The organism is Chryseobacterium sp. JJR-5R (assembly GCF_034047335.1).
Classification (GTDB): domain Bacteria; phylum Bacteroidota; class Bacteroidia; order Flavobacteriales; family Weeksellaceae; genus Chryseobacterium.
The window spans coordinates 1260479-1284388 of sequence record NZ_CP139137.1; the positions used below are offsets into that span (position 1 = coordinate 1260479).

Below are 23910 nucleotides of genomic sequence, written 5' to 3' on the forward strand. Positions count from 1 at the left end.
AAATTATTTTGGAATTAATGTTAATTGTTATTTACATTGAATCAAAAACTTGTCCATTGTCGTCTTTAAATGAAAAATCTTTAAAAATCCATGTGATTTTTAAAGATTTTCAATATTATATTAAGTAGAATTAATATGCTTTCGCAAATAAAACCCTTCTTTGTGATGCTTTCCCGGAGATCAGGGAAATGCCCGGTTCGATGTCATCATCCAAAGGGATACATCGTATGGTAGCTTTGGTTTCTTCCTTAATCTGCTCTTCTTCTTCTTCAGTTCCGTCCCAGTGGGCATAGATGAATCCGCCTTTTTCTTCCAGAACTTTTTTGAATTCTTCATAGCTGTCAACTTTGGTAATGTTGTTTTTCCTGAAATCGGCAGCTTTGGTATAAAGGTCTTTCTGAATGGTTTTCAACAGGTCTTCGATATAAGAATCCAGCCCTTCGATAGAACGCACTTCTTTGGTCAGGTTGTCCCTTCTTGCAATTTCCACAGATTTGTTTTCAAGATCCCTCGGTCCCATGGCAATTCTTAAAGGAACCCCTTTCAGTTCATATTCTGCGAATTTCCAGCCCGGCTTGTTATGGGTATCATCGTCGAACTTCACGGAAATGCCTTTCGCTCTGAGTTTAGCCTGGATGTCCAGAGCCACTTCACTGATCTGCGCCAGCTGTTCTTCACCTTTGAAGATCGGAACAATCACCACCTGGATCGGGGCCAGGGTAGGAGGCAGCACCAGGCCGAAGTCATCGGAATGGGTCATGATCAGAGCGCCCATCAGACGCGTGGAAGTTCCCCACGAGGTTGCCCAAGCGTGTTCTATTTTCCCTTCCTTATTGGTGAACTTTACATCAAATGCCTTAGCGAAATTCTGTCCTAGAAAGTGCGAAGTTCCGGCCTGAAGAGCCTTTCCGTCCTGCATCAGGGCTTCAATACAATACGTTTCGTCTGCTCCTGCAAACCGCTCTGAAGGTGTTTTCAGCCCCTGGATTACGGGCATTGACATAAAGTTTTCTGCAAAATCAGCATATACCTTATTCATTTTTTCAGCTTCTTCAACAGCTTCGTCTTTTGTTGCATGTGCCGTGTGGCCTTCCTGCCACAAGAATTCTGCTGTTCTCAGGAACAGACGGGTTCTCATTTCCCAACGCACGACGTTTGCCCATTGGTTGATGAGTATCGGCAGGTCTCTGTAAGACTGGATCCAGTTTTTATAGGTATTCCAGATAATCGCTTCAGATGTAGGGCGGACAATCAGTTCTTCTTCCAGCTTGGCATCCGGGTCCACAATCAGTTTGGACGGATTGTCAGGATCTGTTTTCAGCCTGTAATGGGTAACGACGGCACATTCTTTAGCGAAGCCCTCTGCATTTTTCTCTTCAGCCTCAAATAAGCTTTTGGGCACAAACAGAGGAAAATAAGCGTTTACGTGACCGGTCTCTTTGAATTTTTTATCCATTTCGTCACGCATTTTTTCCCAGATTGCATAGCCGTAAGGTTTGATTACCATGCATCCGCGTACTCCTGAGTTTTCAGCTAAGTCGGCTTTTACCACCAACTCATTATACCACTTGCTGTAATCCTCGCTTCTTGAGGTTAATTTTGCCATTATATTTTAAAATTTTTTTAACTTTTTACTATTATTGCTATCTAAAAATAAAGATCTATTTTTGATATATTTTTTGTAACCTTGAATGGTACATTTTTGGTACAGACTGCAAATATAATTTAATTTAAAAATTTTTACGTTATCATGAAAAGAAATATACATAAAAGTTTGCTGAGCATGCTGAAATCCAAAGGGATTCTGGCTATCTCCGGCGGATTGTTGCTCGTATCCTGCGGCGCTCAGATGGGCGGCTACAGTGAGACAGACGGTGTTTACTACGACCCGAATAAAGACACGCTTCCGGAAGGGGTAATTATTAATGAAAGAGGAAACCGGGTAGGGGATGATTACAATTACTACCAGGATGATACAAATGTTGTACAGAACGCAGAAATGAATTCCAGGGAAGGAAGATATGAAGACTGGAACAATTACAACTGGAACTCTACTGCAACGGACTCTGACTGGGGGAATTTCGCAGGAAGCCAGACCAATTATTACGACAGCTCATGGGGATCTCCGTGGGGAATGTACGGCGGCTACAGCCCTTGGGGCTGGGGCGGAGGCTGGGGCCTCGGACTTTCATGGGGCTGGGGCAGTTCCTGGGGCTGGGGAGGCGGCTGGAATATGGGATGGGGATACTCACCTTATTGGGGCGGCTTTAATCCATACTGGGGCGGTCTATACGGCTACGGATATCCATACGGATATGGCGGCTGGGGCTACGGCGGAGGGTACTGGGGTGGAAACTACAATAACATCTACAGAAGAAGTGCATCCGGCGGAAGAGGATTTAATTCATATAACGGAAGCTTTGCGAACAAATATGGGGCAGCTTCAGGAAACGGTTTCAGAAGAAGCAACACCAATACGGGTGGTTTCAGAAACGGTAATACGGTAAACGGAGGATTCAGAAACGGTACCAACGTAGGCTTCAGAGGATCTAACGGAGGCTTCAGACAGGGAACAGCCAATGGTGGTTTCAGAAATCAGGGAGGATTCCGCAACCAGACTCAGGTAAGGCCGAATTACAACAATCAGTCCCAGCCAAGAAGGAACGACGGCGGATTCAGGAATGACAACGGAGGCGGATTCAGAAATAATGGAGGCTTTAATAATTCCAACAGCGGAGGCGGCTTCAGATCATCCGGCGGCGGTGGCTTTGGCGGCGGAAGCGGCGGCGGCGGTTTCAGATCCGGCGGCGGTGGCGGTGGATTCAGAGGTGGCAGATAATCAGAAATTAATAACTATTTAAGAAAATAATGTTAAAAAAATCTTTAGCAATGATGAGTATTTCTGCTGCATTTTTTGCGCAGGCTCAGGATGTTTCCGTAATAAGGAATACGGTAGATGTATATTCAGCTTCTCCAAGCATAGGTTCTGCCAAGTTTAATGCGATGGCAGGATCTAACGGAGCATTAGGAGGCGATGCCAATGCCCTGTTAACCAATCCTGCAGGACTTGGTGTTGCCATTTCCGGAGAAATTTCGGGAACATTGTCGCTTACCGGCAATAAAAACACATCTTCGTATGCAGGATCTTCTTATTCATACAATATCAATAAAGGAGATATCGGGAATATCGGTGCAGTAATGACTTTTCAGCTGATGACCGAAAGTGCATGGAAGTTTATTAACGTCGGGGTAAACTACTCTAACCAGTCTATTGACAATTATATTGAAACGCCGGGGAACAACAATCTGGTCTATGATTTTGCTGCTGGCGGAAGTTCTTCATTCGGAAGGCATGCTTATGACAGATATGGATATTTATCAAAAACAAGCTTTGGTGTAGGTGCCAATTACAATAACAATATATACATCGGTGCAGGATTGAATTTCCTTAACTCTTCAATGGATCAGTCGGATACAGCTATTTTCAATGATGTATCTTCCGGTAATTCAGAATACTTCAGCAAGCAGAATACACCTTTCTATGAAAAAGGAAACGGTTTCTCCGCCTCATTAGGGGTAATAGGAAAACTAAACCCGAACTTCAGGATCGGGGCTGCATTGGAAACGCCAACGTTCTGGAACATTGATAGAAGCTATAATTTCTATAATGATGCCATCTACGGTGATGATTACGGGATTGAAAACAGAAAACTGACATCCCCGTTAAAAGCGACGGTAAGTGCTGCATTTATTGCAAGTAAAAGTTTTTCTTTAAATGTTGATTATACTTTAGGCTTAACCAAGCCAAAATATAAAGTATACGGTGCAGCAGAAAATGATTTAAATGATTTTTTCAGAGAAGATTCTAAAAATCTGTCAGAATTAAAAATGGGTGCGGAATACAGGATCAAACAGTTCAGGCTGAGAGGCGGATATTCTTATGCTTCAAGTCCTTTTGATGCGCTTTCCGTGAATTCTTTCAACAATGACGGAAGCTTATCTGACAACCCAAGGTCTTACAGCAATCTTATTCTTAATGACAGGAATATGCTGTCGTTCGGTATCGGATATGATTTCAGGTCATTCTATATTGATGCAGCTTATCAGAACATGACTTCAAAATACAGCAATCCTTTTCTGAGAGGATTGGTTAACGGTGATTTTGAAGACGGATATTATTCTCCTAACCGTCTGATTGCGAGTGAAGGTTATGCCGTTTCAGATGTGAAAAATATCAGAAATAATTTCTTTCTTACATTCGGGTGGAAATTTTAATTTCATACACTCAGTAAATAGATAAACAGAAAGCTCCGGAATTTTCCGGAGCTTTTTTATGTTTTAAAAACGATAAGGTTAATGTTGATGCCCAACCGCTGAATGATTATGGAACATGTGTAGTATTAAAGCCAAAGAAACGCCCAGAATAACCAATCCGATTTTTACCCAGTCGATATTATGATTCTTATTGCTTTCAAAAATGATAACAGAAGAAATGTGCAGGAAGATTCCGCCGACAATGGCAAGGAAATAAGGCTGCAGATCCGGGTTAAAATAATTTCCCAGAAGCATTCCCATCGGTGAAGCCAGGGCAAATAAAACCACAATCAAAATAGAAGGATAAGATGTATTGGACTTGGATTCACTCTTTCTGTTAAATAAAAAGGCACCTAAAATAAAGGAAATCGGAAGGTTATGAAATACAATGCCCAGCAAATAGGGTGAAAATTCATGCGCCTCATTCGCCAAAGGAATTCCCTCAATAAAAGCATGTACGAAAAGCCCGACCATTAGAGCAACGGGAAGGATATTATGTTCGCTGTGATGATGGACGTGGCCATGCTCAAAACCTTTTGTCAGCGCTTCCAGGACCATCTGCAACAATACGCCTGCAATGACGAATACACCCAGGCTGCTGCCTGATTTGGCAGCATATACCTGCGGGAATACTTCATTCAGACAAATTGTAATCAGGAACCCTGCGCTGAGGACCAGCAAGTTTTTCGCGAGCTTTTCTTTTTTCCCGAAATGTTTTCCGAGAAATACGCCGGCAATCACACTTGCAATCAGCAAAAGTACAGTTATCATTTTTTCTTAAATAAATTAATACAACGAAGAGACGTTTCTTTTTTGAATACATTCAGCTGGTAATCGCCCCAGATTTTCATTCTTTCAAACCCGCAGTCTGATGCATAAGAATTAATGGTTTCCAGGGTGTGAAGCTTTACCTTTTCAAAGAAATGATGGGATTTTCCGTCAGCTTCAAAATAGATATCCTTTACAACATGCCTGCCTTCTATTTTCTTGCAGATTTTAAATTCAATCCCGCCTTTTTCAACAACTGATTCCGGAACAATGTTTTTCCGCACATATTCTTCATTAAGATAATCCAAAACAAAGAATCCTCCGGGCTTCAAGGCATTGTACACGGACTGGAATACTTTTTTATCGTCATCTGCATGGTCAAAATACCCGAAACTGGTAAAAAGATTGAAAACCGCATCCACAGGATCTGCTTTAATCGGGTTCCTCATGTCGTGAACGTCAAATTTAAGCGTCTGATTTTCAAACTGTCTGTCAAATTCTATGCTCTGTCTCGAAAGGTCCAAACCTAATACATTATAGCCTGATTGATTGAGGAAAACAGAGTGCCTTCCTTTTCCGCAGGCCAGATCAATAATTCTGGAATCCGGCGGAAGCTGCAGGTCTGCAGTGAGTTTTGTGATGAAGCTTTCTGCTTCCGTATAGTCTCTGTTGCTGTAAAGCAGATGATAATAAGGGGTATCAAACCAAGATTCAAACCATTCCATAATGCAAAAATAACTAAATTTGTGCGGTAAAAGGAAAAAGTATTTAACATTGGAAGATTGAAACATTCAATTAAATGAAAAACAGAATACCTAATCTTTTAATTTTTAAATATTTATATCTTTAATACTTACTTATGAATACAGAAAACTTACAGATTCAGATAAAGACATTCTTTGGACTTGAGCAGATCCTGGCCGAAGAAATAAAAAAATTAGGCGGGCGCAACGTGGAAATGAAGAACCGGGCAGTCAATTGCGAAGGTGATCTCGGATTTTTATATAAAATCAATTATTCTTCAAGGCTTGCCTTGAAAATTCTAATTCCGGTTATGGAATTCAAAGCGTTCAACCAGCATCAGTTTTACGACAAGCTTTTTAAAGTGGAGTGGGAGCAGTTTATGGATGTTGAACAGTCTTTTGCGATTGATTCTACGGTGAATTCCGAAACCTTCAAGCATTCGCAGTTTGTCACCCTGAAAATGAAGGATGCCATTGTGGATTATTTCCAGGAAAAATTCAAGAGGCGACCTAATGTAGAGCCTAAAAGCCCGGATATTAAATTCCATCTGCATATTGACAGAGAGCTGGTGACGATCTCTCTGGATTCTTCCGGCGATGCCCTCTTTAAAAGAGGCTACAGGAAAGAGCAGGGCGAAGCGCCGATCAATGAAGTTCTGGCAAGCGGAATGCTTCACCTGGCAGGCTGGGACGGAAAAGGGAATTTCCTTGACCCGATGTGCGGTTCCGGGACACTTCTGATTGAAGCGGCCATGATTGCACTGGATCTTCCGGCGCAGATTTTCAGGAAAAGATTTGCTTTCCAGAACTGGAAAAATTACGATGCCGACCTGTTTACAAAAATCAAGGAAGTAAGAATTGGAAGGATCAAGGAATTTACCGGTAAAATTGTAGGTTATGACATTGATGCCAGAATGCTGAACGCTGCCGGAACCAATATCGAAGCAGCCGAAATGGAAGATGTGATTGAGCTGAAAAAACAGAATTTCTTTGAATCCAAAAAAGAGCTTTTCCCTTTGCTGATGGTTTTCAATCCGCCGTATGACGAAAGAATTTCTATTAATGACGATGACTTTTATAAAAAAATAGGGGATACGTTTAAAACCCATTATCCGAATACGTTAGCGTGGCTTATTTCTTCCGATCTGGAAGCTGTGAAAAAAATCGGTCTGCGTCCGTCAAGAAAAATCAAGCTGTTCAACGGGAAGCTGGAAACGAGGTTCCTGCAGTATGAAATGTATGAGGGAACGAAGAAAGTTCATAAACTGGAGAACCAATAATGAATGAATAACAGCCTTCCTTTAACGGAAGGTTTTTTACTGTAAACTGGATATGATTCTCTATTTTACAAAAACCAAAACAGATAATGTCCTGGAATTTTTTTGAGATTTTTGAAGTTATTACCGATTTCCTCGGTTTTTTAGGCAGCCTGTCTTCAGACGTAAGTGATGATGGAAAAGTTAAAATCAAAAAAAAAATAAAATACTTTACTGAAAAATTAAGTTCAGGATTGGTTCTGGTTTCTGCCATATTGCTGTTTTTTGTTTTTAAAGACCCGTTGCCTCCTGAAAATTATGTTCAGACGCTTATCGTTATTTCTTTAATCGGACTGGCAGTTTCATTGGTGTCATTTTTTGTTTTATATATTCTGGGGAAATATTATTTCAAAAGTGTTTTTCAATGGCTGTTTTTCAGCTGTTCTGTGGTTTTATTTTTTATTTCCGTTGTTCTGTGCGTTTATTTCAAATCGGGAATATTTGTTTAATTACCAATTACAAAACAGCTTTACTGATATGCAATCATAAATAAGCAACTTCCCGGTATCAAATGGGATGTACTATTTTATGGTACTTTCCGTTCAATTGGTACAAAACATGTTGCGCAATCCTCCGCGAATAATTAATTTTGAAAAATTTTCAATTTGAATCCTACCATCTCCATCATTGTCGCTATATTTAATCGCAAAGACGAACTTTTTGAACTGCTGAATTCGCTGACGGCCCAGTCAGACAAAGCATTTGAAATCATTATAGTAGATGACGGCTCGCTTATTGATTTAAAGCCGACCATCCGGAATTTTGAAGAAGTACTGGAGCTCCGGTATTTCAGGAAAGATAATTCCGGCCCTGGACTGTCAAGGAATTACGGAGCCAGAAGGGCAAAGAATGAATGGCTGGTTTTCGTGGACAGTGATGTGATTGTGGAAACGGATTATATCGAAAATATTAAGAAAAATATCCTTCGGATTCCCTGTGATGCTTTCGGCGGAGCGGATAAAGCCCATAAAGGATTCAATCTGATGCAGAAGGCAATTTCCTATTCCATGACTTCGGTATTTACCACCGGCGGAATCCGAGGGAATAAAAATACAGTGTCAAAATTCCAGCCGCGAAGCTTTAACATGGGCGTGAAGAAAGAAGTTTTTAATGCAGTAGGCGGCTTTTCGGAAATGAGGATCGGAGAGGATCCGGACCTGTCGATGACCCTCTGGGAAAACGGGTACACCACTGCTTTTTTTGATACTATTGCGGTCTATCATAAGCGGAGGGTAGATTTCGGGAAATTTTCAAAACAAATCTACCAGTTTGGCTGCGCAAGACCGATCCTTAACCAAAGGCACCCCGAATATGTAAAAATTTCTTTCGCTTTTCCCACGCTGTTCTTTTTAGGCTACCTGATGGGCTTTCTGGAGTATTTTATTATGGGAAGAGGGCTGATCCTTGCTTTTTACGGATTGTATACTTTTATGGTGCTGTTCCATGCTTTGTGGGTTACTAAGAATGTAAGTATTGCAGGAATGGCGGTTATTTCCACTTATATCCAGATGTTTTCCTATGGGTACGGCTTCTTAAAATCATGGATTTTACTGAATGTATTCAGGATGCGGCCGGAAGAAGCATTCCCGACGCATTTCCATAAAAAATAAAAAGCTGTTGAATTTCAACAGCTCCTGAATAATCACGATATAGAGATGGTCTCATGGTTGAGAATGCCTGTTTTGAGCATGCATTCCTTCATCTTTTCATAGGTTCGCCGGATATCATGGTCCAGGCCGATGGAAAACCGGATCAGTCCGTCTGAAATTCCCATCGCGGCACGTTCCTCTTCCGGGATTTCAGAGGATGTGGAACTTCCTGAGCAGGAGAACAGGGTTTTATAAAAGCCCAGGCTTACAGCAAGGTAGCCCAGATTTTCCTGCTGCATCAGTTCCATCAGCTCATTGGCTTTATCCGTAGTTCCGGCATCTAAAGTCAGCAGTCCGCCAAATCCGTATTCTTCATGCATCATGCTTTTCATCAGTTCATGGTTTTTGTGGGACCGTAACCCGGGATAAGAAACTTTTAAACCGTCATTTTCAAATCTCTCCGCCAGATACATGGCATTATGGCTGTGCTGTTTCATCCTGATGTGAAGTGTTCTCAGGTTCTTCAGGATGCTCGAAGAGCGGAGGCTGTCCATGGTAGGGCCTAAGAGCATACAGGCTCCTGTATTTACATTTTTGGTGTCATTGATGAATTCCTGGGTTCCGCAGTATACGCCGCCAACGGTATCGCTGCTCCCATTAATGAATTTTGTTAAGGAGTGGATTACAATATCTGCTCCCAGCAATGCCGGCGAAATGGATAACGGTGAAAAAGTATTGTCTACGATCAGTTTGATATGATGCTTTTTACACAGGGCAGACAGGGTTCTCAGGTCGGCTACTTCAAGAAGCGGATTACTCACGCTTTCACAGTAAATCACTTTGGTATTGGGCTGTATCGCTTTCTCTACCGCTTCAAAATTATTGATATCCAGAAACGTAGTATTGATCTGAAAAGAAGGAAGGAAATTCTTCATAAAAGCATACGTTCCACCGTAGATGGTCCTGCTGGAAACAATATGGTCTCCGCTTTTGCAGACCTGCATCAGAACGGAAGTAATGGCACCCATTCCGGATGCGGTAACATTTGCCGATTCTGTGTTTTCCAATTTTGCCAGAGCTTCGGAAAGGTACAGGTTCATGGGTGATGAATGCCTTGAATACAGATAACATCCTTCCGCATTGCCTTCAAAAGTATCAAACATGGTTTTCGCAGAAAGGAAAGTATACGTGGAACTGTCTGAGATGGAAGGGTTGACTCCTCCGAATTCACCGAAGTACTGTAAATCCTGAATTTCATTGGCTGCACTGAATTCTTTCATAAGCTTTAGATTTTTACAGGGTAAATTTCAATGATCTGCTTATTTTTTACAATATAAATCGTCATTACAGGAATATAAATCTACTATATTTTAATTCAGTAGAAAAAATGTTTTATATATTTGATGATCATTAACTTTTAACAAAAATTTATCTATGAACTTTGATGGGATTGATAAAAAACTGCTGCTTTATTTACAGGAAGATTCAAAACAAACGACAAAAGAGCTGTCCTATAAGCTCGGCCTTTCTGTGACTGCAGTTTACGAACGCATCAGAAAAATGGAAAATGCGGGTGTGATTTCAAAATATGTGGCACTTTTGGACCGTCAGAAAATCAACAGGGATTTTATTGTGCTGTGCCATGTAAAACTTACACAGCATAAGAAACAGCATGTACTTCAGTTTGAAAGGGAAATTATGACCCTGGATGAAGTTACGGAATGTTTCCATGTAAGCGGGGACTACGACTACATTTTAAAAATCGGAGTTAAAGATATGCCGGATTACCGTAACTTTATGCTGACCAAGCTCACTACATTAGAGCATATTGCCAGTACCCACAGTTCGTTTATGATCTCGGAAGTTAAAAATACCACGGCAATTGTTTTGTAATTATACCAGAACCCCGTTTTTAGAGGCAATCGGGTCAGGAAGATCAGTTTCGCCGGTCATCTGCAGAAGATCGATTTCAATGGTCCGGCAAATGGAAAGCATCGGAACATCGAACATTAATCCGGCAAAAGGGTTTTCAGAATAATCCCCTACAAGTTCCATGATAATGTAGATCCATCCGACAACGATACAGAATGGTATGCTTATCCAGATTCCCCAGTCGCCAAGCTTAGCAAATTCACTTATCAGTCCTAGCGGAAGCAGGGTAATGAACAGGATATTGAATATAAATGCCGTACTGGCAAACTGCCTTGGCGAAGGGAACTTTTTAATCCTTTCCGCCTGGCCCTGATAGCCGTAGAATTCATTCAGGCAGGTCTGTAACTGAAGCTGGTTAAATTCTGAAATTATTTCATCATTCTTCAGCTCATTGATATCTTTGGCCTGCTGGGAAATGAGATAGGTTGCGAAATTTTTATAAGTACCTTGTAGCTCAACCTCTTCTTCAGAAAGGTATTTATTAAGGAAAATCGGTGTTCTTGTATAATCCGGAAATCCTGCTTTGATCAGCCGGTTCCGTTTATGGTCGATATTTTTAAACTGGTCAGTTTCCTCGGCTTTGATATGTTCCCATTCGGTGGGAACCAGAAGCTGCTCGCGGAAGGCATAGAGCCATGCAATATGCCGGCAAATGATTTTTCTCCTTCTGCTTTCCAGATCGGCTGGGTCTAGTTCTTCATGATCTGTGCTGAAGGCATAGACCATAGCGGCAAAAGACCGGCTGGAATTAACGATTCCGCCCCATATTTTCCGTGCTTCCCATAACCGGTCATAGGCCTGATTGTTTTTAAAACCCACCAGGAATGCTTCTGCAGTACCGATAAGTGCCACCGGAACCCAGGGAATAATCATCCATTGCCAGTCCAGGAAATAAAAAACCAGCGCAATGAGTGTACACCAGATCGTTATAATGATAAGATGCTTGCCTGATAGATTCAGGATCTGCTTGGCATTGATGTATCTCGTTGTAATCATGAATAGGCTGTGACGGCTAAGGTCAACGAATGGATAAGCAAAATAAATACCAAGACAGGATGGGATATCAAAATAGATAAATATACGTTAATAAAACAAGGTGTAAAAAACAGCCTCCGGGTTATCCGGAGGCTGTTATATTGATTACTGTGTAAGTATTTCTTCAATTTTCTTCGCAAGCTTTTCAGCATTCGGAAGCATTTCTTTTTCCAGTATCAGGTTGATCGGGACGGCCGGGGTATCAAGCGACCCTATGGTCTCAACCGGAAGATCAAGGTACCGGAAGCAGTTCTTGGAAATTCTGTGGGCAAACGCTTCGGCAAAAGAATTGTTCAGCTGTTCTTCCGTCAGGACGATACATTTGCCGTGGACTTTCACCCTTTCGAAAACGAGTTCTTCATCCAAAGGTATTATGGTCCTCAAATCAATGACTTCAACTCTTCCGTTAAAGTTTTTCGCGGCTTCTTTTGCCCAGTAAACGCCCATTCCGTAAGTTACTACCAATAAAGTCCTGCCTTTTTCGGTTTCTTCTTTATCTGCTTCGATAATTACTTTTCCTTTTCCGAACGGTAAAATATAATCTTCCGCAGGCTCTATGGTTTTGGCATCTTCAGTTCCCGGAACTTTGCTCCAGTACAGGCCTTTATGTTCCAGCATCACCACCGGGTTAGGATCATAGTAAGCTGCCTTTAACAGGCCTTTGAAATCTGCTGCGTTGCTTGGATAAGCAATTTTGATACCTTTGATATTCGCTAAAATACTTTCAACGCTTCCGCTGTGGTAAGGTCCGCCTCCGCCGTAAGCTCCGATCGGGACACGGATAATATTGCTTACAGGGAATTTCCCCTGGCTTAAATAGCTTGATTTTGAAATTTCCGTAATCAGCTGGTTGATACCCGGGTAAATGTAATCTGCAAACTGTACTTCAACGATCGGTTTTAAGCCCACTGCACTCATGCCTGTCGTAGAACCAATGATGTAGGCTTCCTGAATGGCTGTATTGAATACCCTTTTGCTTCCGAATTTCTTCCCTAAAGTCACTGTTTCACGGAACACCCCGCCGATTCTTTCCCCTACGTCCTGTCCGTAAAGCAATGCTTCCGGATGTTTCCACATAATCTCCTGAATCGCATGAATGGCGGCATCTACCATTACAATTTTTTCTCCGCCTTCCGGTTCCCGGGTTCCCGTTTCCTCTGTAATGGGAGTAGGTGCAAAGATATGCTGCATGACCGTTTCAGGTTTCGGGTCTTCCGCTTTCTGTGCTCTTTCAAATGCTTCTTCGGCCTCCAGACGGGCTTTTTTGGTGATCTGTTTCAGAAGTTGCTCATCAGTGCCGGCATCAAGCAGGTAATTCCTGAGGATTTCCCCAGGGTCTTTAGCCCTGTGTTTGGTTAAGTCTTCTTCATCCCTGTAGAATTCCCTCCGGACTCCGGAAGTGTGATGGCCGATCAGTACCGTTTTGGCACAGACTACCAGAGGCTTTCTTTCGCTGCGTACAAAATCAACCGCCTTTTTCATCACCTCAAAACTTTCCACGAAATCGGTACCGTCCACTCTCATTCTGCTTAATCCGGTAAATCCGGCTACGAAATCATAGGCATCGCATGTCCTGGCTTCATCCTTTGTTACAGAAATTCCCCATTCGTTATCCTGAACCAGGAAAATAATCGGAAGCTGATGCAGAGCTGCAAACTGAAGTGCTTCACTCACTTCACCCTCGGTTACGGAATTGTCTCCAAGGCTGCATACCACAACAGGGTTGTTTTCAAAATCCTGTAACTCAAAATCTTGGATATATTTGATTCCCTGTGCAACACCCGTTGTCGGGATGGTCTGCATTCCAGTTGCGGAACTCTGGTGAATAATTTTAGGTTTGTTCTCATCCCTGCTGGAAGGATGGGAATAGTAAGATCTTCCTCCTGAAAAAGGGTCGTCGGCTTTTGCAAGCAGCTGCAGCATCAGTTGATAAGGCTCAAAACCTATTCCTAAAAGAATGCTTTCATCCCGGTAATAAGGGGAAACCCAGTCTTCTTTTTTCAACTGGTATGCGGTAGCCAGCTGAATGGCCTCATGGCCTCTTGAAGTACTATGAACGTATTTGGTAATATTTCTGTTTTCTTCGTAAATGTCTGCCATTGCTTTGGCAAGCATCATGTGGTTGTAAGCTTTAAGTAAAATATCCTGTGAAACTTTTTCGTGAAGTGTATTTTCCATAGAAAGCAAAGATAAACATATTTTGGATTTTTAAAAATTATTGCCTAACAATTGATAGGTTGTTTTGTTTTAATGCAGAATTTCTCAATGAAATGTGCAAGTAAAATAAGGATAAAGCTTAAAAATGCAGTCTGAAGTATTTCATTTTTATATCCTGTATATCCTGATAGTAAGCGCAGTAACTTAATTCTGCCAGCGCTCAAAATACTGGCAGAATTGTAAGGTTACAGTTGGTATCATGTAATCGTTTAATTCCAAGTTATTGTTTGATGTATATATTTTTTTATTAAAATTTGGTTTTCCTTTTTGAGAGTGACTTTTTTAGTTTTAACAGTAAAGTTATCAGAAAATAAAATGTCATACCCAATACAATGGTCGTCGGAATAAACCAGTTTCCAAGTATTTCATACTGTTGAATATTTTTATTGGTCAAAAACCCGCCGTATTGAATGATTTCTCCTCTTTTATAATAAAATCCGACATGATCCGGAAAGAATATTTTGCCAAATATCAAGGCCACAAACGAAAAAAGAAATAGATACAAAATGAAGAATATAAAATAAATTATTCCGTAAGAAAAATTTAGAATGAGTGCCTGAAAAATATGGACCGGATTGAATGTTTTCGTTGCCTGGTTTAATTTCTTTTCAGCAATTAAAGGTTTTAAAACCTCGTTTGGAATACCAATTTTGCTCAATGTATTTGTGAGGTTTTTCACTTCGTCACGATGATCACCTGATTGATTTAAACTTTCATAAATATGGCTGTTCAATTCCATCAGAATGTCATTTTGATCTGCTTTGCTGAGTGTTTTTGTGGCTGACTGAATTTGCCTGAGGTATTCCTCATATATTTTTTTTGCAGCAGTATCGTTGAATTGTATTTTTTTGAATTCCATTTTTTTAAATTAATTTGTTTAATGTTTTTTGTAAGCCAGTCCATTGAATTTTCATTTCTCCAAGAGTTTTTTGTCCTGTTTCTGTAAGGAAATAATATTTTCTTGGGATCCCGGTTTCTTGTTCCACCCATTTTGATTCCAGCAGATTTTCATTTTTTAACCTGTTCATTAACGGGTATAAGGTGCCTTCGGCAATTTCAATATGGGTAAGCAGTTTTATTTTCTCTATCAGTTCATATCCGTAAAGCTCAGTTTCTTTCAGTACAAGCAGAACAATGAATGATAAAGTTCCTTTCTTAACCTGTGACTGCCATTTTTCTATAAATTCTTCGTTCATATGGCAAATGTAAAACAAAATACATAGTATAACAAAGTATTTTGTTTTGATTTTTTAAAAATTTTCGGATGGTGTTTTAAAATCTGATGATGAATCTGTTCAGGTGAGTCTGGCTGTGATATAATATATGAATGAATATTTCTTTTTTTTCTTTTTTAATGCGGGTTAAATTATTGATTTTGTAGATTTTTAATACTCCCATTTTCATTCAAAACAATTTCAAAACAGAAAAATTTACCCTAACTTTACATTCTTTTTTAAACAAAAGTCAGACAGGATTTATGTATTTAGTTTTTGACACAGAAACCACAGGGTTACCGAAGAATTTCAATGCTCCGCTTTCAGATTCAGACAACTGGCCGAGAATGGTACAGATTGCTTGGCAGCTGCATGATGACAACGGATCATTAATTGAAAATCAGGATTATATTATAAAGCCGGAAGGGTATGACATCCCCTTTAACGCAGCTAGAATTCACGGGATCACTACGAAGATTGCCAATGAAGAAGGGCGTGACCTTGAAGAAATTTTAAATGAATTTGCCAAAGTATTAGAGAAGGTAAGAGTTGTCTCAGGACACAATGTTGAATTTGATTACAATATTGTCGGTGCGGAATTCTACCGTAAAAATATAAAAGACCATCTTCAGGAGAAACCGAAAGCCGATACCATGATCTTAGGGACGGATTACTGCCAGCTGGGAGGTGGCCGCGGCGGAAGGTATAAATCTCCGAAGCTTGAGGAGCTGTACGAAAAACTGTACGGCCATAAATTCGATGAAGCCCACAATGCGGCGGCGGACGTGAATGCCACTGCCCAGGTTTTCTTTGAAATGATGAGAATCGGGATTATTCCTGCCGAGGTTTTGAAAACTTCGGAAGATCAGCTGGCGTATTTCAAAACGCTGCATCCGGATCCGATAAAGCCGTTCAACATTGTTGTCAGAAGGCAGGTGGCGGATTTCAACAGCAAGAAAAAGCAGGTCGATGCAGGAAATATTGACGATATTGATCTCGGAAGATATTTCAATTTTAATAACCACAGTGTTTTTTCAACTTTATCCGCTACTTCAAGCATTAATGACCTGATTAAAAAAGCATCGGAAGACCGTTTCCCTGCCGTCGGAATGGTAGACCTCGGAAATATGATGGGCGCCTTCAAGTTTGTGTCTGCAGTAGAGGGTGCCAACAGTGACCGGGTAAAAAAACACAAGGAATATCTATCCAAAAAACAGGAAGCTGAGGAAAAAGGGGAGCCGTTCAGTGAACAGGAACCGGTTTCAGAACCTTTGATTCCCGTGGTAGGCTGTGAATTTTATATTTCAGACCGTTACGAGCAGAAACAGTTTACCAAAGACGATCCCGACAGAAGGACACAGGTGGTTTTGCTGGCGAAAGATTTCAACGGATATAAGAACCTGGCAAAGCTTTCAAGTATCGGGTTCTTAAAAGGCTTCTACTTCGGTGTTCCGAGGATAAGCCGCGACGTGATTGCCCAGTATAAGGAAGGGATTATTGCATTGACGTCAGGAATCCACGGGGATATCCCGGATGCTGTTTTAAATACCGGTGAGCAGAAAGGGGAGGAGCTTTTCAGATGGTGGAAAGAAACTTTTGAAGATGATTTCTATGTTCAGATACAAAATCATAAGCTTCCTGAAGAAGAACACTTAAATGATGTCCTGCTTCATTTTGCTGATAAGTATAACGTGAAGATCCTGGCGCAGAACGAGACTTTTTATACCAATAAGGATGATTCCAACATACAGGATATTGTAAGCTGTATCAAAGACGGTGAAAAGCTGACAACCCCTGTCGGAAAAGGGTTCGGCAAAAGAAGGGGCCTTGCGACAGGAGAATACTATATTAAAAGTTCAGATGAGATAAAAGAGACGTTTTTAGCATATCCTGACGCCTTTGAAGCCTATGATGAATTTACGGCGAAATTTAAACCATATACGTTAAAGCGGGATGTTTTGCTTCCTAAGTTTGATATTCCGGAAGAATTTATCCATGCTGAAGATGATGCTGACGGCGGGAAACGCGGCGAAATGGCCTATCTTACCTATCTTACGTACGAAGGTGCGAAAAAAAGATATGTTGCTACCGGGATTACCGCAGAAATTAAAGAACGTCTTGATTTTGAACTGGAAGTTATTGCCAATACAGGATACCCGGGGTACTTCCTCATTGTTCAGGATTTCTGTAACGAAGCCCGGAAAATGGGAGTCTGGGTAGGTCCCGGAAGGGGTTCTGCCGCAGGTTCCGCAGTAGCTTACTGTATCGGGATTACCAATGTAGACCCGATTAAATATGATCTCCTTTTTGAGCGGTTCCTGAATCCGGAAAGGGTTTCCATGCCCGATATTGATATCGACTTTGACGATGAAGGAAGGGATAAGATTATTAAATGGGTAGTGGATAAATATGGTAAAAACCAGGTAGCGCAGATTATAACGTACTCTGTACTGGGTGGAAAATCTGCCATTAAAGACGCCGGAAGGGTTCTCGACCTCCCGATTCCTGACACAAACAATATTGCCAAGCTGATTCCTTCCACACCGGGAATGAATATTGCGAAAGCACTGTCGAAATACGATAAATTGAGGCCGGAAGACCAGATGCTGGTCGACGAAATGAGATCGGTGCTCGACAGTCCTTCAGATCCCCGTCATGACGTTCTGGCAAGTGCGAAGAAAATGGAAGGCTGCATCCGGAATACCGGGATCCACGCCTGCGGGGTTATTATTACGCCCGAAGATGTGAGTAACCTGGTTCCCGTAACCATCGCAGCAAAAGATGCAGATATCCTTGTTTCGCAGTTTGATAACTCAGTGGCGGAAAGTGCCGGTCTCCTTAAAATGGATTTCCTGGGGCTAAGGACGCTGACCATCATTAAGGATGCACTGAAACTGGTTAAACAAAGACACGGAATTGATATTGACCCTGATGAAATAGGGCTTGAAGATACGAAGACCTATCAGCTGTTTAAGGAGGGAAGGACCATCGGGATTTTCCAGTATGAAAGTCCGGGAATGCAGAAATACATGAGAGAGCTTAAACCAACTGTTTTTGCCGATCTTATTGCCATGAATGCACTGTACCGTCCGGGCCCGATTAAATACATCCCTAACTTTATCAACAGGAAACACGGGATTGAGGAAATTGTATACGATTTGCCGGAAACCGAGGAATACTTAAAAGAAACCTACGGAATTACCGTTTATCAGGAGCAGGTAATGCTTCTTTCCCAGAAGCTGGCCAACTTTACAAAAGGGGAAGCCGATACGCTTAGAAAAGCGATGGGGAAAAAGCAGATTGACGTTCTGAATAAAATGTACCCTAAATTTATTGAAGGAGGACGGAAAAATAACCTGAACGAAGAACGACTAGAAAAAATCTGGAATGACTGGAAAGCCTTTGCAGAATATGCTTTCAACAAATCACACTCCACCTGTTATGCGCTGATTGCATATCAGACCGCTTTCCTGAAAGCCAATTATCCGGCAGAATATATGGCCAGTGTAATGAGCAACAACATTAACAATACCGAATCCATCACCATGTTTATGGAAGACTGTAAAAGTATCGGGGTGGATGTTCTGGGACCGGATGTGAACGAGTCCCAATATAAATTCTCCGTAAATGAAAAAGGACAGATCCGTTTCGGCCTCGGGGCTATTAAAGGAATCGGAGAGGGCCCGAGTGAAGCGATTACCCGGGAAAGGGCGAACGGAAGGTTTAAAAATATTTATGATTTCTTTGAGCGCATTCTGCCTTCACAGATGAATAAGAGGGTGGCGGAAAGTTTGGTACTGGCAGGCGCTTTTGATGAACTTGATAAATTCCACAGAGGCCAGTATTTTGATATTGACATGGCGGGAAGAACCAATCTGGAACGGCTCATCAGATACGGGCAGAGCTTTCAGGAAAGCAGGCATGAGATGGAAAATTCGCTCTTCGCAGACTTTGCGGATGAGGTTCAGATCGAACAGCCGAAGTTACCCCCTTGCCCGGAATGGCCCAATATGCAAAAGCTGAATAAAGAAAAAGAAATTATTGGGTTTTATCTTTCTGCACATCCGCTGGATGAATTCAGGTATCATTTCAGGTTTATGCAGGGGCAGCTTTCTAAAAAGTCAGTCCTTGAGAAAGAAGAAGAAGTAAAGCCCGTAACGGATGAAGCGCCGGTTCTTGAGCAGGAAACGCCTGAAGATGCAGCAGACCTGGTGGAAATTGTTTCCGATGAATTGCTGACGGGTGAGGAAATCATTGAAGAAGTAACCAAAAAAGCAGAGCCGAAAGGCGTGTTCCAGTTCCTGAACCTGGATGAGGTGGATGCCTATAAAGAGCAGGCTTTTGCCAATAAGCAGGAAGAGCTTTTTGAGGAAAAGAAAAAAGACTGGAAAACCATACAGAAAGAACGTGAAAACGGCGGTGGCGGAAAAGAATACACCGTTGCCGGCCTGATTACGGAATACGTAGTGAAAGACGGTTTCAGAAGCGGTGAGAAAGTAGCTTTTGTAACCCTGGAAGACTATTCCGGGTCTTATTCTTTCAGGTTGGGGGACCGGGATTATATGAAGCTGAAGGAAAAGCTTGAAGTCCAGCGGTTCGTTATTTTTAAGATCAAGTTTGCCCAGGTAAAAGACGGTCGGGTTTTCGTAAATGTGAACGAAGTAATTGAACTTCAGGAAGCATTTGAAAGATTTGCAAAAAGCATCTCTCTGGTAATGGACGTGATGGATTTCAGGCCGGAAGACCTTGGCTTTTTCAGGAAAGTTCTGGAGAAAAATCAGGGGAACCAGAAAATAAAATTCTATATCAAACATATGGATGATGATTCTCAGGTTGAGCACCTGGAAGTCCAGTCGATGAAACATTCGGTTGATCTCAATGGAGACCTTATCAAAGAGATTCAGCTGCTCAACAAATATGAGTTCTACCTGAATTAAAAAGAATTGAATTATTAAAGTGGCTACGGCCACTTTTTTATTTTCAGGACTTAAATATCTTATGCTTGAATACATAAGTTTATATTGTTTCGCACCGCCGCTTAACAGGATAACATATCAATAATGGCAAAACAGTGAAAGATCGTTAATTATTTATAAATATAATCATCATTATTTTAAAATTAATATTATGTTAAATAGAATAACTCTACTAAATCCTATTTGAGTGATAAATATGTAATGTATTGATTGTTAAATTTTTGTAAAATAAATTTTAATTATGTTTTTATCAATGATATCAAATGATTGTTTGATTTTTGTAATTAGTTTTAGCATAATTAATGGTTTTGTAGTAAAAATTATATCTTTTTAACATTTTAACTGTTATTTATTCTATCTTTACAGTCCTAATTAATTTTGCTATTATTATGACGAAAAACTACAGGATTTTGAATAATCGGGAATACCCGGTTTTCAATACCCAGGATAGCCGGGCAATAAAGGATACGCCGGGAGCTACGGGTACGAGACAAAAAAGCTGGCTTAAAGGCATGCTTGTGGCTGCAGCTTTACTGGCAACAGGCAGCAGTGCGCTGGCACAGACCAACGTTGCAGCCTATTCTTTTGCCAAAGGCACAGGAGCACCTTATACTTCAATTACAGGAGGAACGAAAGTATTTCCTACAGGAACCGGAACTTCCTATGATAATGAAGTTTCAGCTGCTATTGCCTTGCCTTCACCTTTTACTTTTGGCGGGGTTGCAGTTAGCAGTATCTACATAAGCGCAAATGGATATATAGCATTTGGTGTCGCACCTGCTGGAACGAATTATACACCGCTGTCTACTTTGGGGAGTACCACGGGAGCTGTTGCTGCTTTCGGACAGGATGGGGCTTCGTCTACAGTTGCCGGGGCAGCTCCGGAAGTCAGGTACCAGGATCTGGGAACTGAATTTGTTGTCCAGTATCAGGATCACGCTGATTATTCTAATAGAAGTAATGAAAAATTAAATTTTCAGATCCGATTGGTTTATGCTACCGGTGAGGTAAAAATTGTATATGGAGCCTGTACAGATCCTGGTACTAGTTTATCCACGTATAGCCCTCAAGTAGGAATAAGAGGGAACAGTGTAGTTTATGCAACCAATGTAAGTCCGTTAATGATTGGCAATGTACCGGCAGGAACGACTTGTGATTGGTCTAAAGCCGTAACAGGAAATGCGAATTCAAGCACAATGCTTTTCACTGCTGCCACCAACGTAAATGTTAAAATTCCAAACGGACTAACATACATATGGACTCCAGGTACCCAGCTGCCGGTAAGGACTTTCGCTGCTACCAATGCAATCACCAATACAGCAGCAACGGTAAGCTGGACAGCACCGACAGGAGCAACGGTTTACAATGTTCAGTACAGGGCGCTTGGAAGCTGTGACTGGACTGACTTCAGCGGGAATCCTGTATCTGCAACTACGGCTTCACTTACCGGTCTGATCCAAAATACAACCTATCAGGTCCAGGTTCAGGCTTTAAATGGTAATGCGGTGTCAACATATTCCCACATTCCAAACTTGGCAGGGACAGGTAACGGATATACTACCGCAGGTTCCTTTACAACACAGGCTAACTGTGCCAGTACGGTGACAGGGCTTACTTCTTCGGCATTGACTCCGGATACGGCAACCATCAGCTGGACTGCTTCTACAACGGCACCGGGTAACGGATATGAATATTATTACAGTACCTCGTCTACAGCACCTTTAAATACCACAACTCCTTCAGGGGCAACTGCTGCCGGTGTGGTTACGGCTAACTTAACAGGATTGACTCCGTCCACTACTTATTATTATTGGGTACGAGGAAACTGTAACGGAACTGATAAAGGGGTTTGGTCCAGTTCTGCTAATTTTGCGACACTTTCCACATGTCCTACCGTATCACTTCCTGCAGCAAACGCTACAGGTGTGAGCACAACGCCAACAATAACATGGACAGCGGTTAACGGAGTTACCGGATACAGACTGAGAGTAGGAACTACAGCGGGCGGAACAGATATTGCGAACAATATTGATCTTGGGAATGTAACCTCTTACACTTTCCCTTCTGCACTTAATACATCCACCAAATACTATTATGCAGTTAGCGGATATACTTCAAACGTATCTTCAGTGGCTTGCAGCGAAAGAAACTTCACTACCGTTTGCGGGGTAGAAAATGCACCAACGATGGTCCAGGCTTTTTCTTCCTTCCTGCCGGTATGCTGGACTGCAGCTAAAGGAGATGTAGCTGCTTCATCCACATTAGTATACGGTACCAGTAAATGGTCTGCTGAAGCAGGTTTTGGAAATACCGGAACTAACGCTGCAGTAAGAATCAACCTGTACGGAACAAATACAGGTGACTGGTTGGTTTCTCAGCCAATAAACCTGGGAAGTACTCCAGGTGCATACAGAGTGAAGTATAGAATGGCTGTAACAGGTTATTTGTCTACTACTTCACAAACTACGCTAGGAACGCACCTTCTCAGAATAATTATTTCTACGGACGGAGGAACGACATGGAGTAATGCAAATGTATTGAAAACATACACCGGTGCAGGAACATATTCCAATACAGGACAGACCGAGACGATAAATCTTACAGGATATTCAGGAAATATTAAAATAGCTTTTGTAGGAACTACAAGTTCTACTTCGCCTGATATCGATTTCCATATTGATGATTTTTCCGTGGAAGCGATTCCTTCATGTGCAGAGCCTACTGCATTGGCAGCTGGTAATGTAACAACCACCAGTGCCGATATTGCATGGACTGCTCCTGTAACCGCACCGGGTAATGGATATGAACTGTATTACAGTACCTCAAATACAGCTCCTGCAAGTTCTACTACTCCGACTATAACGGGTATCACAGCAACTTCACAGTCATTAAGCGGTCTTTCTCCTGCATCAACATATTATGTATGGGTAAGATCAAAATGTAGTACTACAGAGACAAGTGCCTGGTCAAATGCATTTAGTTTTGCTACAGCGTGCGGTTCGTTAACTACATTAAATGAAAACTTTGATTCATCCAATGTAGGAAGTCTTCCTGCCTGCTGGACCAGTATCGGAACTACCGCAAGTTACGGAGCAATTAATGCAAGTACGGCTATCAGCTCACCAAATGCATTATACATCTATACCAGCGGAACTTCTACCGGAATGGTGGCTACACCGGAAATCTCCAACTTACAATCCGGCAACTATACCCTTAAATTCAAGGGAAGAGCTAATTTTACTGCCGGAGGAATCGTACAGATCGGATATTTAACAAATCCTTCTGATACTTCAACGTTTGTGGTTTTAGGAACTTATACTTCTACGAGTACAACTGTCATTGATAACTACTCATTGGATATTACAGGAGTTCCTGCGGGAGTAAATAAACTGGTATTCAAACATACCGGAACACCTTCCAACAGTGTTTTGATTGATGATGTAAGCTATGCGCTGAATCAGTCATTATCAACAACTGAAACTTCTGTTACCAGAAACAGTATAAAAGTATACCCTAACCCATTCTCTGATGTATTGAACATTTCAGATATCAGCAATGTTAAAAATGTATTGGTAACTGACATTTCAGGAAGATTGGTTAAAACAATTGCAGCTCCTTCTTCGGCTCTTCATTTGGAAGAACTTAAGCAGGGAATGTATTTAGTGACTTTAGAAATGAAAGACGGTTCAAGACAGACTGTTAAGGTAATTAAAAAGTAAAACTTTTAATAAAATAAGTTAAATAGCGGCTGATTTTCAGCCGCTATTTTTTGTTTTAAACATAACCCAGGTTATTTTTCATAAAAA

Annotated in this window: 16 protein-coding genes; 8 read left to right on the forward strand and 8 right to left on the reverse strand. The window is 41.4% G+C overall.

Going from position 1 to position 23910, the window contains the following annotated elements:
• Positions 1 to 130: 130 nt before the first annotated feature.
• Positions 131 to 1606 (reverse strand): proline--tRNA ligase, encoded by a 1476-nt coding sequence (gene proS / locus SD427_RS05880; protein WP_320560347.1) that lies wholly within the window; start codon positions 1604 to 1606, stop codon positions 131 to 133.
• Between the two features lie 144 nt (positions 1607 to 1750).
• On the opposite strand from proS, the gene SD427_RS05885 reads away from it, so the two are divergent.
• Both SD427_RS05885 and SD427_RS05890 read left to right on the forward strand, forming a co-directional pair.
• Positions 1751 to 2839, forward strand: coding sequence for a prolyl-tRNA synthetase (locus tag SD427_RS05885; protein ID WP_320560348.1), 1089 nt, complete (start codon positions 1751 to 1753; stop codon positions 2837 to 2839).
• Positions 2840 to 2889: 50 nt separating this feature from the next.
• Positions 2890 to 4275: a hemin receptor gene (locus SD427_RS05890; protein WP_320560349.1), complete on the forward strand. Its 1386-nt coding sequence runs from the start codon at positions 2890 to 2892 to the stop codon at positions 4273 to 4275.
• A 78-nt stretch (positions 4276 to 4353) separates the two neighbouring features.
• Here SD427_RS05890 and SD427_RS05895 read toward each other — a convergent pair whose 3' ends face one another.
• Positions 4354 to 5082 (reverse strand): ZIP family metal transporter, encoded by a 729-nt coding sequence (locus tag SD427_RS05895; protein ID WP_414017719.1) that lies wholly within the window; start codon positions 5080 to 5082, stop codon positions 4354 to 4356.
• The gene (locus tag SD427_RS05900; RefSeq protein ID WP_320560351.1) at positions 5082 to 5807 is read right to left on the reverse strand and encodes a class I SAM-dependent methyltransferase; all 726 of its coding nucleotides are present in this window, start codon (positions 5805 to 5807) and stop codon (positions 5082 to 5084) included. Before SD427_RS05900 ends, SD427_RS05895 begins: the two co-directional genes overlap by 1 nt.
• 134 nt (positions 5808 to 5941) lie before the next feature.
• Here SD427_RS05900 and SD427_RS05905 point away from each other — a divergent pair, with 134 nt between their 5' ends.
• The 3 genes from SD427_RS05905 (at position 5942) to SD427_RS05915 (ending at position 8751) form a co-directional block, all read left to right on the forward strand.
• The gene (locus SD427_RS05905; protein WP_320560352.1) at positions 5942 to 7105 is read left to right on the forward strand and encodes a class I SAM-dependent RNA methyltransferase; all 1164 of its coding nucleotides are present in this window, start codon (positions 5942 to 5944) and stop codon (positions 7103 to 7105) included.
• Between the two features lie 86 nt (positions 7106 to 7191).
• The gene (locus tag SD427_RS05910) at positions 7192 to 7590 is read left to right on the forward strand and encodes a branched-chain amino acid ABC transporter substrate-binding protein (protein ID WP_320560354.1); all 399 of its coding nucleotides are present in this window, start codon (positions 7192 to 7194) and stop codon (positions 7588 to 7590) included.
• A 156-nt stretch (positions 7591 to 7746) separates the two neighbouring features.
• Complete coding sequence (locus SD427_RS05915) at positions 7747 to 8751, forward strand: glycosyltransferase (RefSeq protein WP_320560355.1); 1005 nt, start codon at positions 7747 to 7749, stop codon at positions 8749 to 8751.
• Positions 8752 to 8783: 32 nt separating this feature from the next.
• Here SD427_RS05915 and SD427_RS05920 read toward each other — a convergent pair whose 3' ends face one another.
• Entirely contained in the window at positions 8784 to 10010 is a 1227-nt protein-coding gene (locus SD427_RS05920; RefSeq protein WP_320560356.1) for an aminotransferase class I/II-fold pyridoxal phosphate-dependent enzyme, read from the reverse strand.
• A 154-nt stretch (positions 10011 to 10164) separates the two neighbouring features.
• On the opposite strand from SD427_RS05920, the gene SD427_RS05925 reads away from it, so the two are divergent.
• A complete protein-coding gene (locus SD427_RS05925; RefSeq protein ID WP_320560357.1) occupies positions 10165 to 10623 on the forward strand; it encodes an Lrp/AsnC family transcriptional regulator in 459 nt (152 codons plus the stop codon).
• Here the strand turns inward: SD427_RS05925 and SD427_RS05930 are convergent, their stop codons facing one another.
• The 4 genes from SD427_RS05930 to SD427_RS05945 all read right to left on the reverse strand — a co-directional run bounded on the left by SD427_RS05930 (position 10624) and on the right by SD427_RS05945 (position 15110).
• Positions 10624 to 11658 (reverse strand): bestrophin family protein, encoded by a 1035-nt coding sequence (locus SD427_RS05930; protein ID WP_320560358.1) that lies wholly within the window; start codon positions 11656 to 11658, stop codon positions 10624 to 10626.
• 144 nt (positions 11659 to 11802) lie between these two features.
• Complete coding sequence (locus SD427_RS05935; RefSeq protein WP_320560359.1) at positions 11803 to 13875, reverse strand: thiamine pyrophosphate-dependent enzyme; 2073 nt, start codon at positions 13873 to 13875, stop codon at positions 11803 to 11805.
• 286 nt (positions 13876 to 14161) lie between these two features.
• Positions 14162 to 14773: an HAAS signaling domain-containing protein gene (locus SD427_RS05940; protein ID WP_320560360.1), complete on the reverse strand. Its 612-nt coding sequence runs from the start codon at positions 14771 to 14773 to the stop codon at positions 14162 to 14164.
• Between the two features lie 4 nt (positions 14774 to 14777).
• Positions 14778 to 15110: a PadR family transcriptional regulator gene (locus SD427_RS05945; RefSeq protein WP_320560361.1), complete on the reverse strand. Its 333-nt coding sequence runs from the start codon at positions 15108 to 15110 to the stop codon at positions 14778 to 14780.
• A 281-nt stretch (positions 15111 to 15391) separates the two neighbouring features.
• On the opposite strand from SD427_RS05945, the gene dnaE reads away from it, so the two are divergent.
• Together dnaE and SD427_RS05955 are read left to right on the forward strand one after the other, a co-directional pair.
• Positions 15392 to 20065: a DNA polymerase III subunit alpha gene (gene dnaE / locus SD427_RS05950; RefSeq protein WP_320560362.1), complete on the forward strand. Its 4674-nt coding sequence runs from the start codon at positions 15392 to 15394 to the stop codon at positions 20063 to 20065.
• 428 nt (positions 20066 to 20493) lie between these two features.
• Positions 20494 to 23823 (forward strand): fibronectin type III domain-containing protein, encoded by a 3330-nt coding sequence (locus SD427_RS05955; protein ID WP_320560363.1) that lies wholly within the window; start codon positions 20494 to 20496, stop codon positions 23821 to 23823.
• Positions 23824 to 23910: the final 87 nt, after the last annotated feature.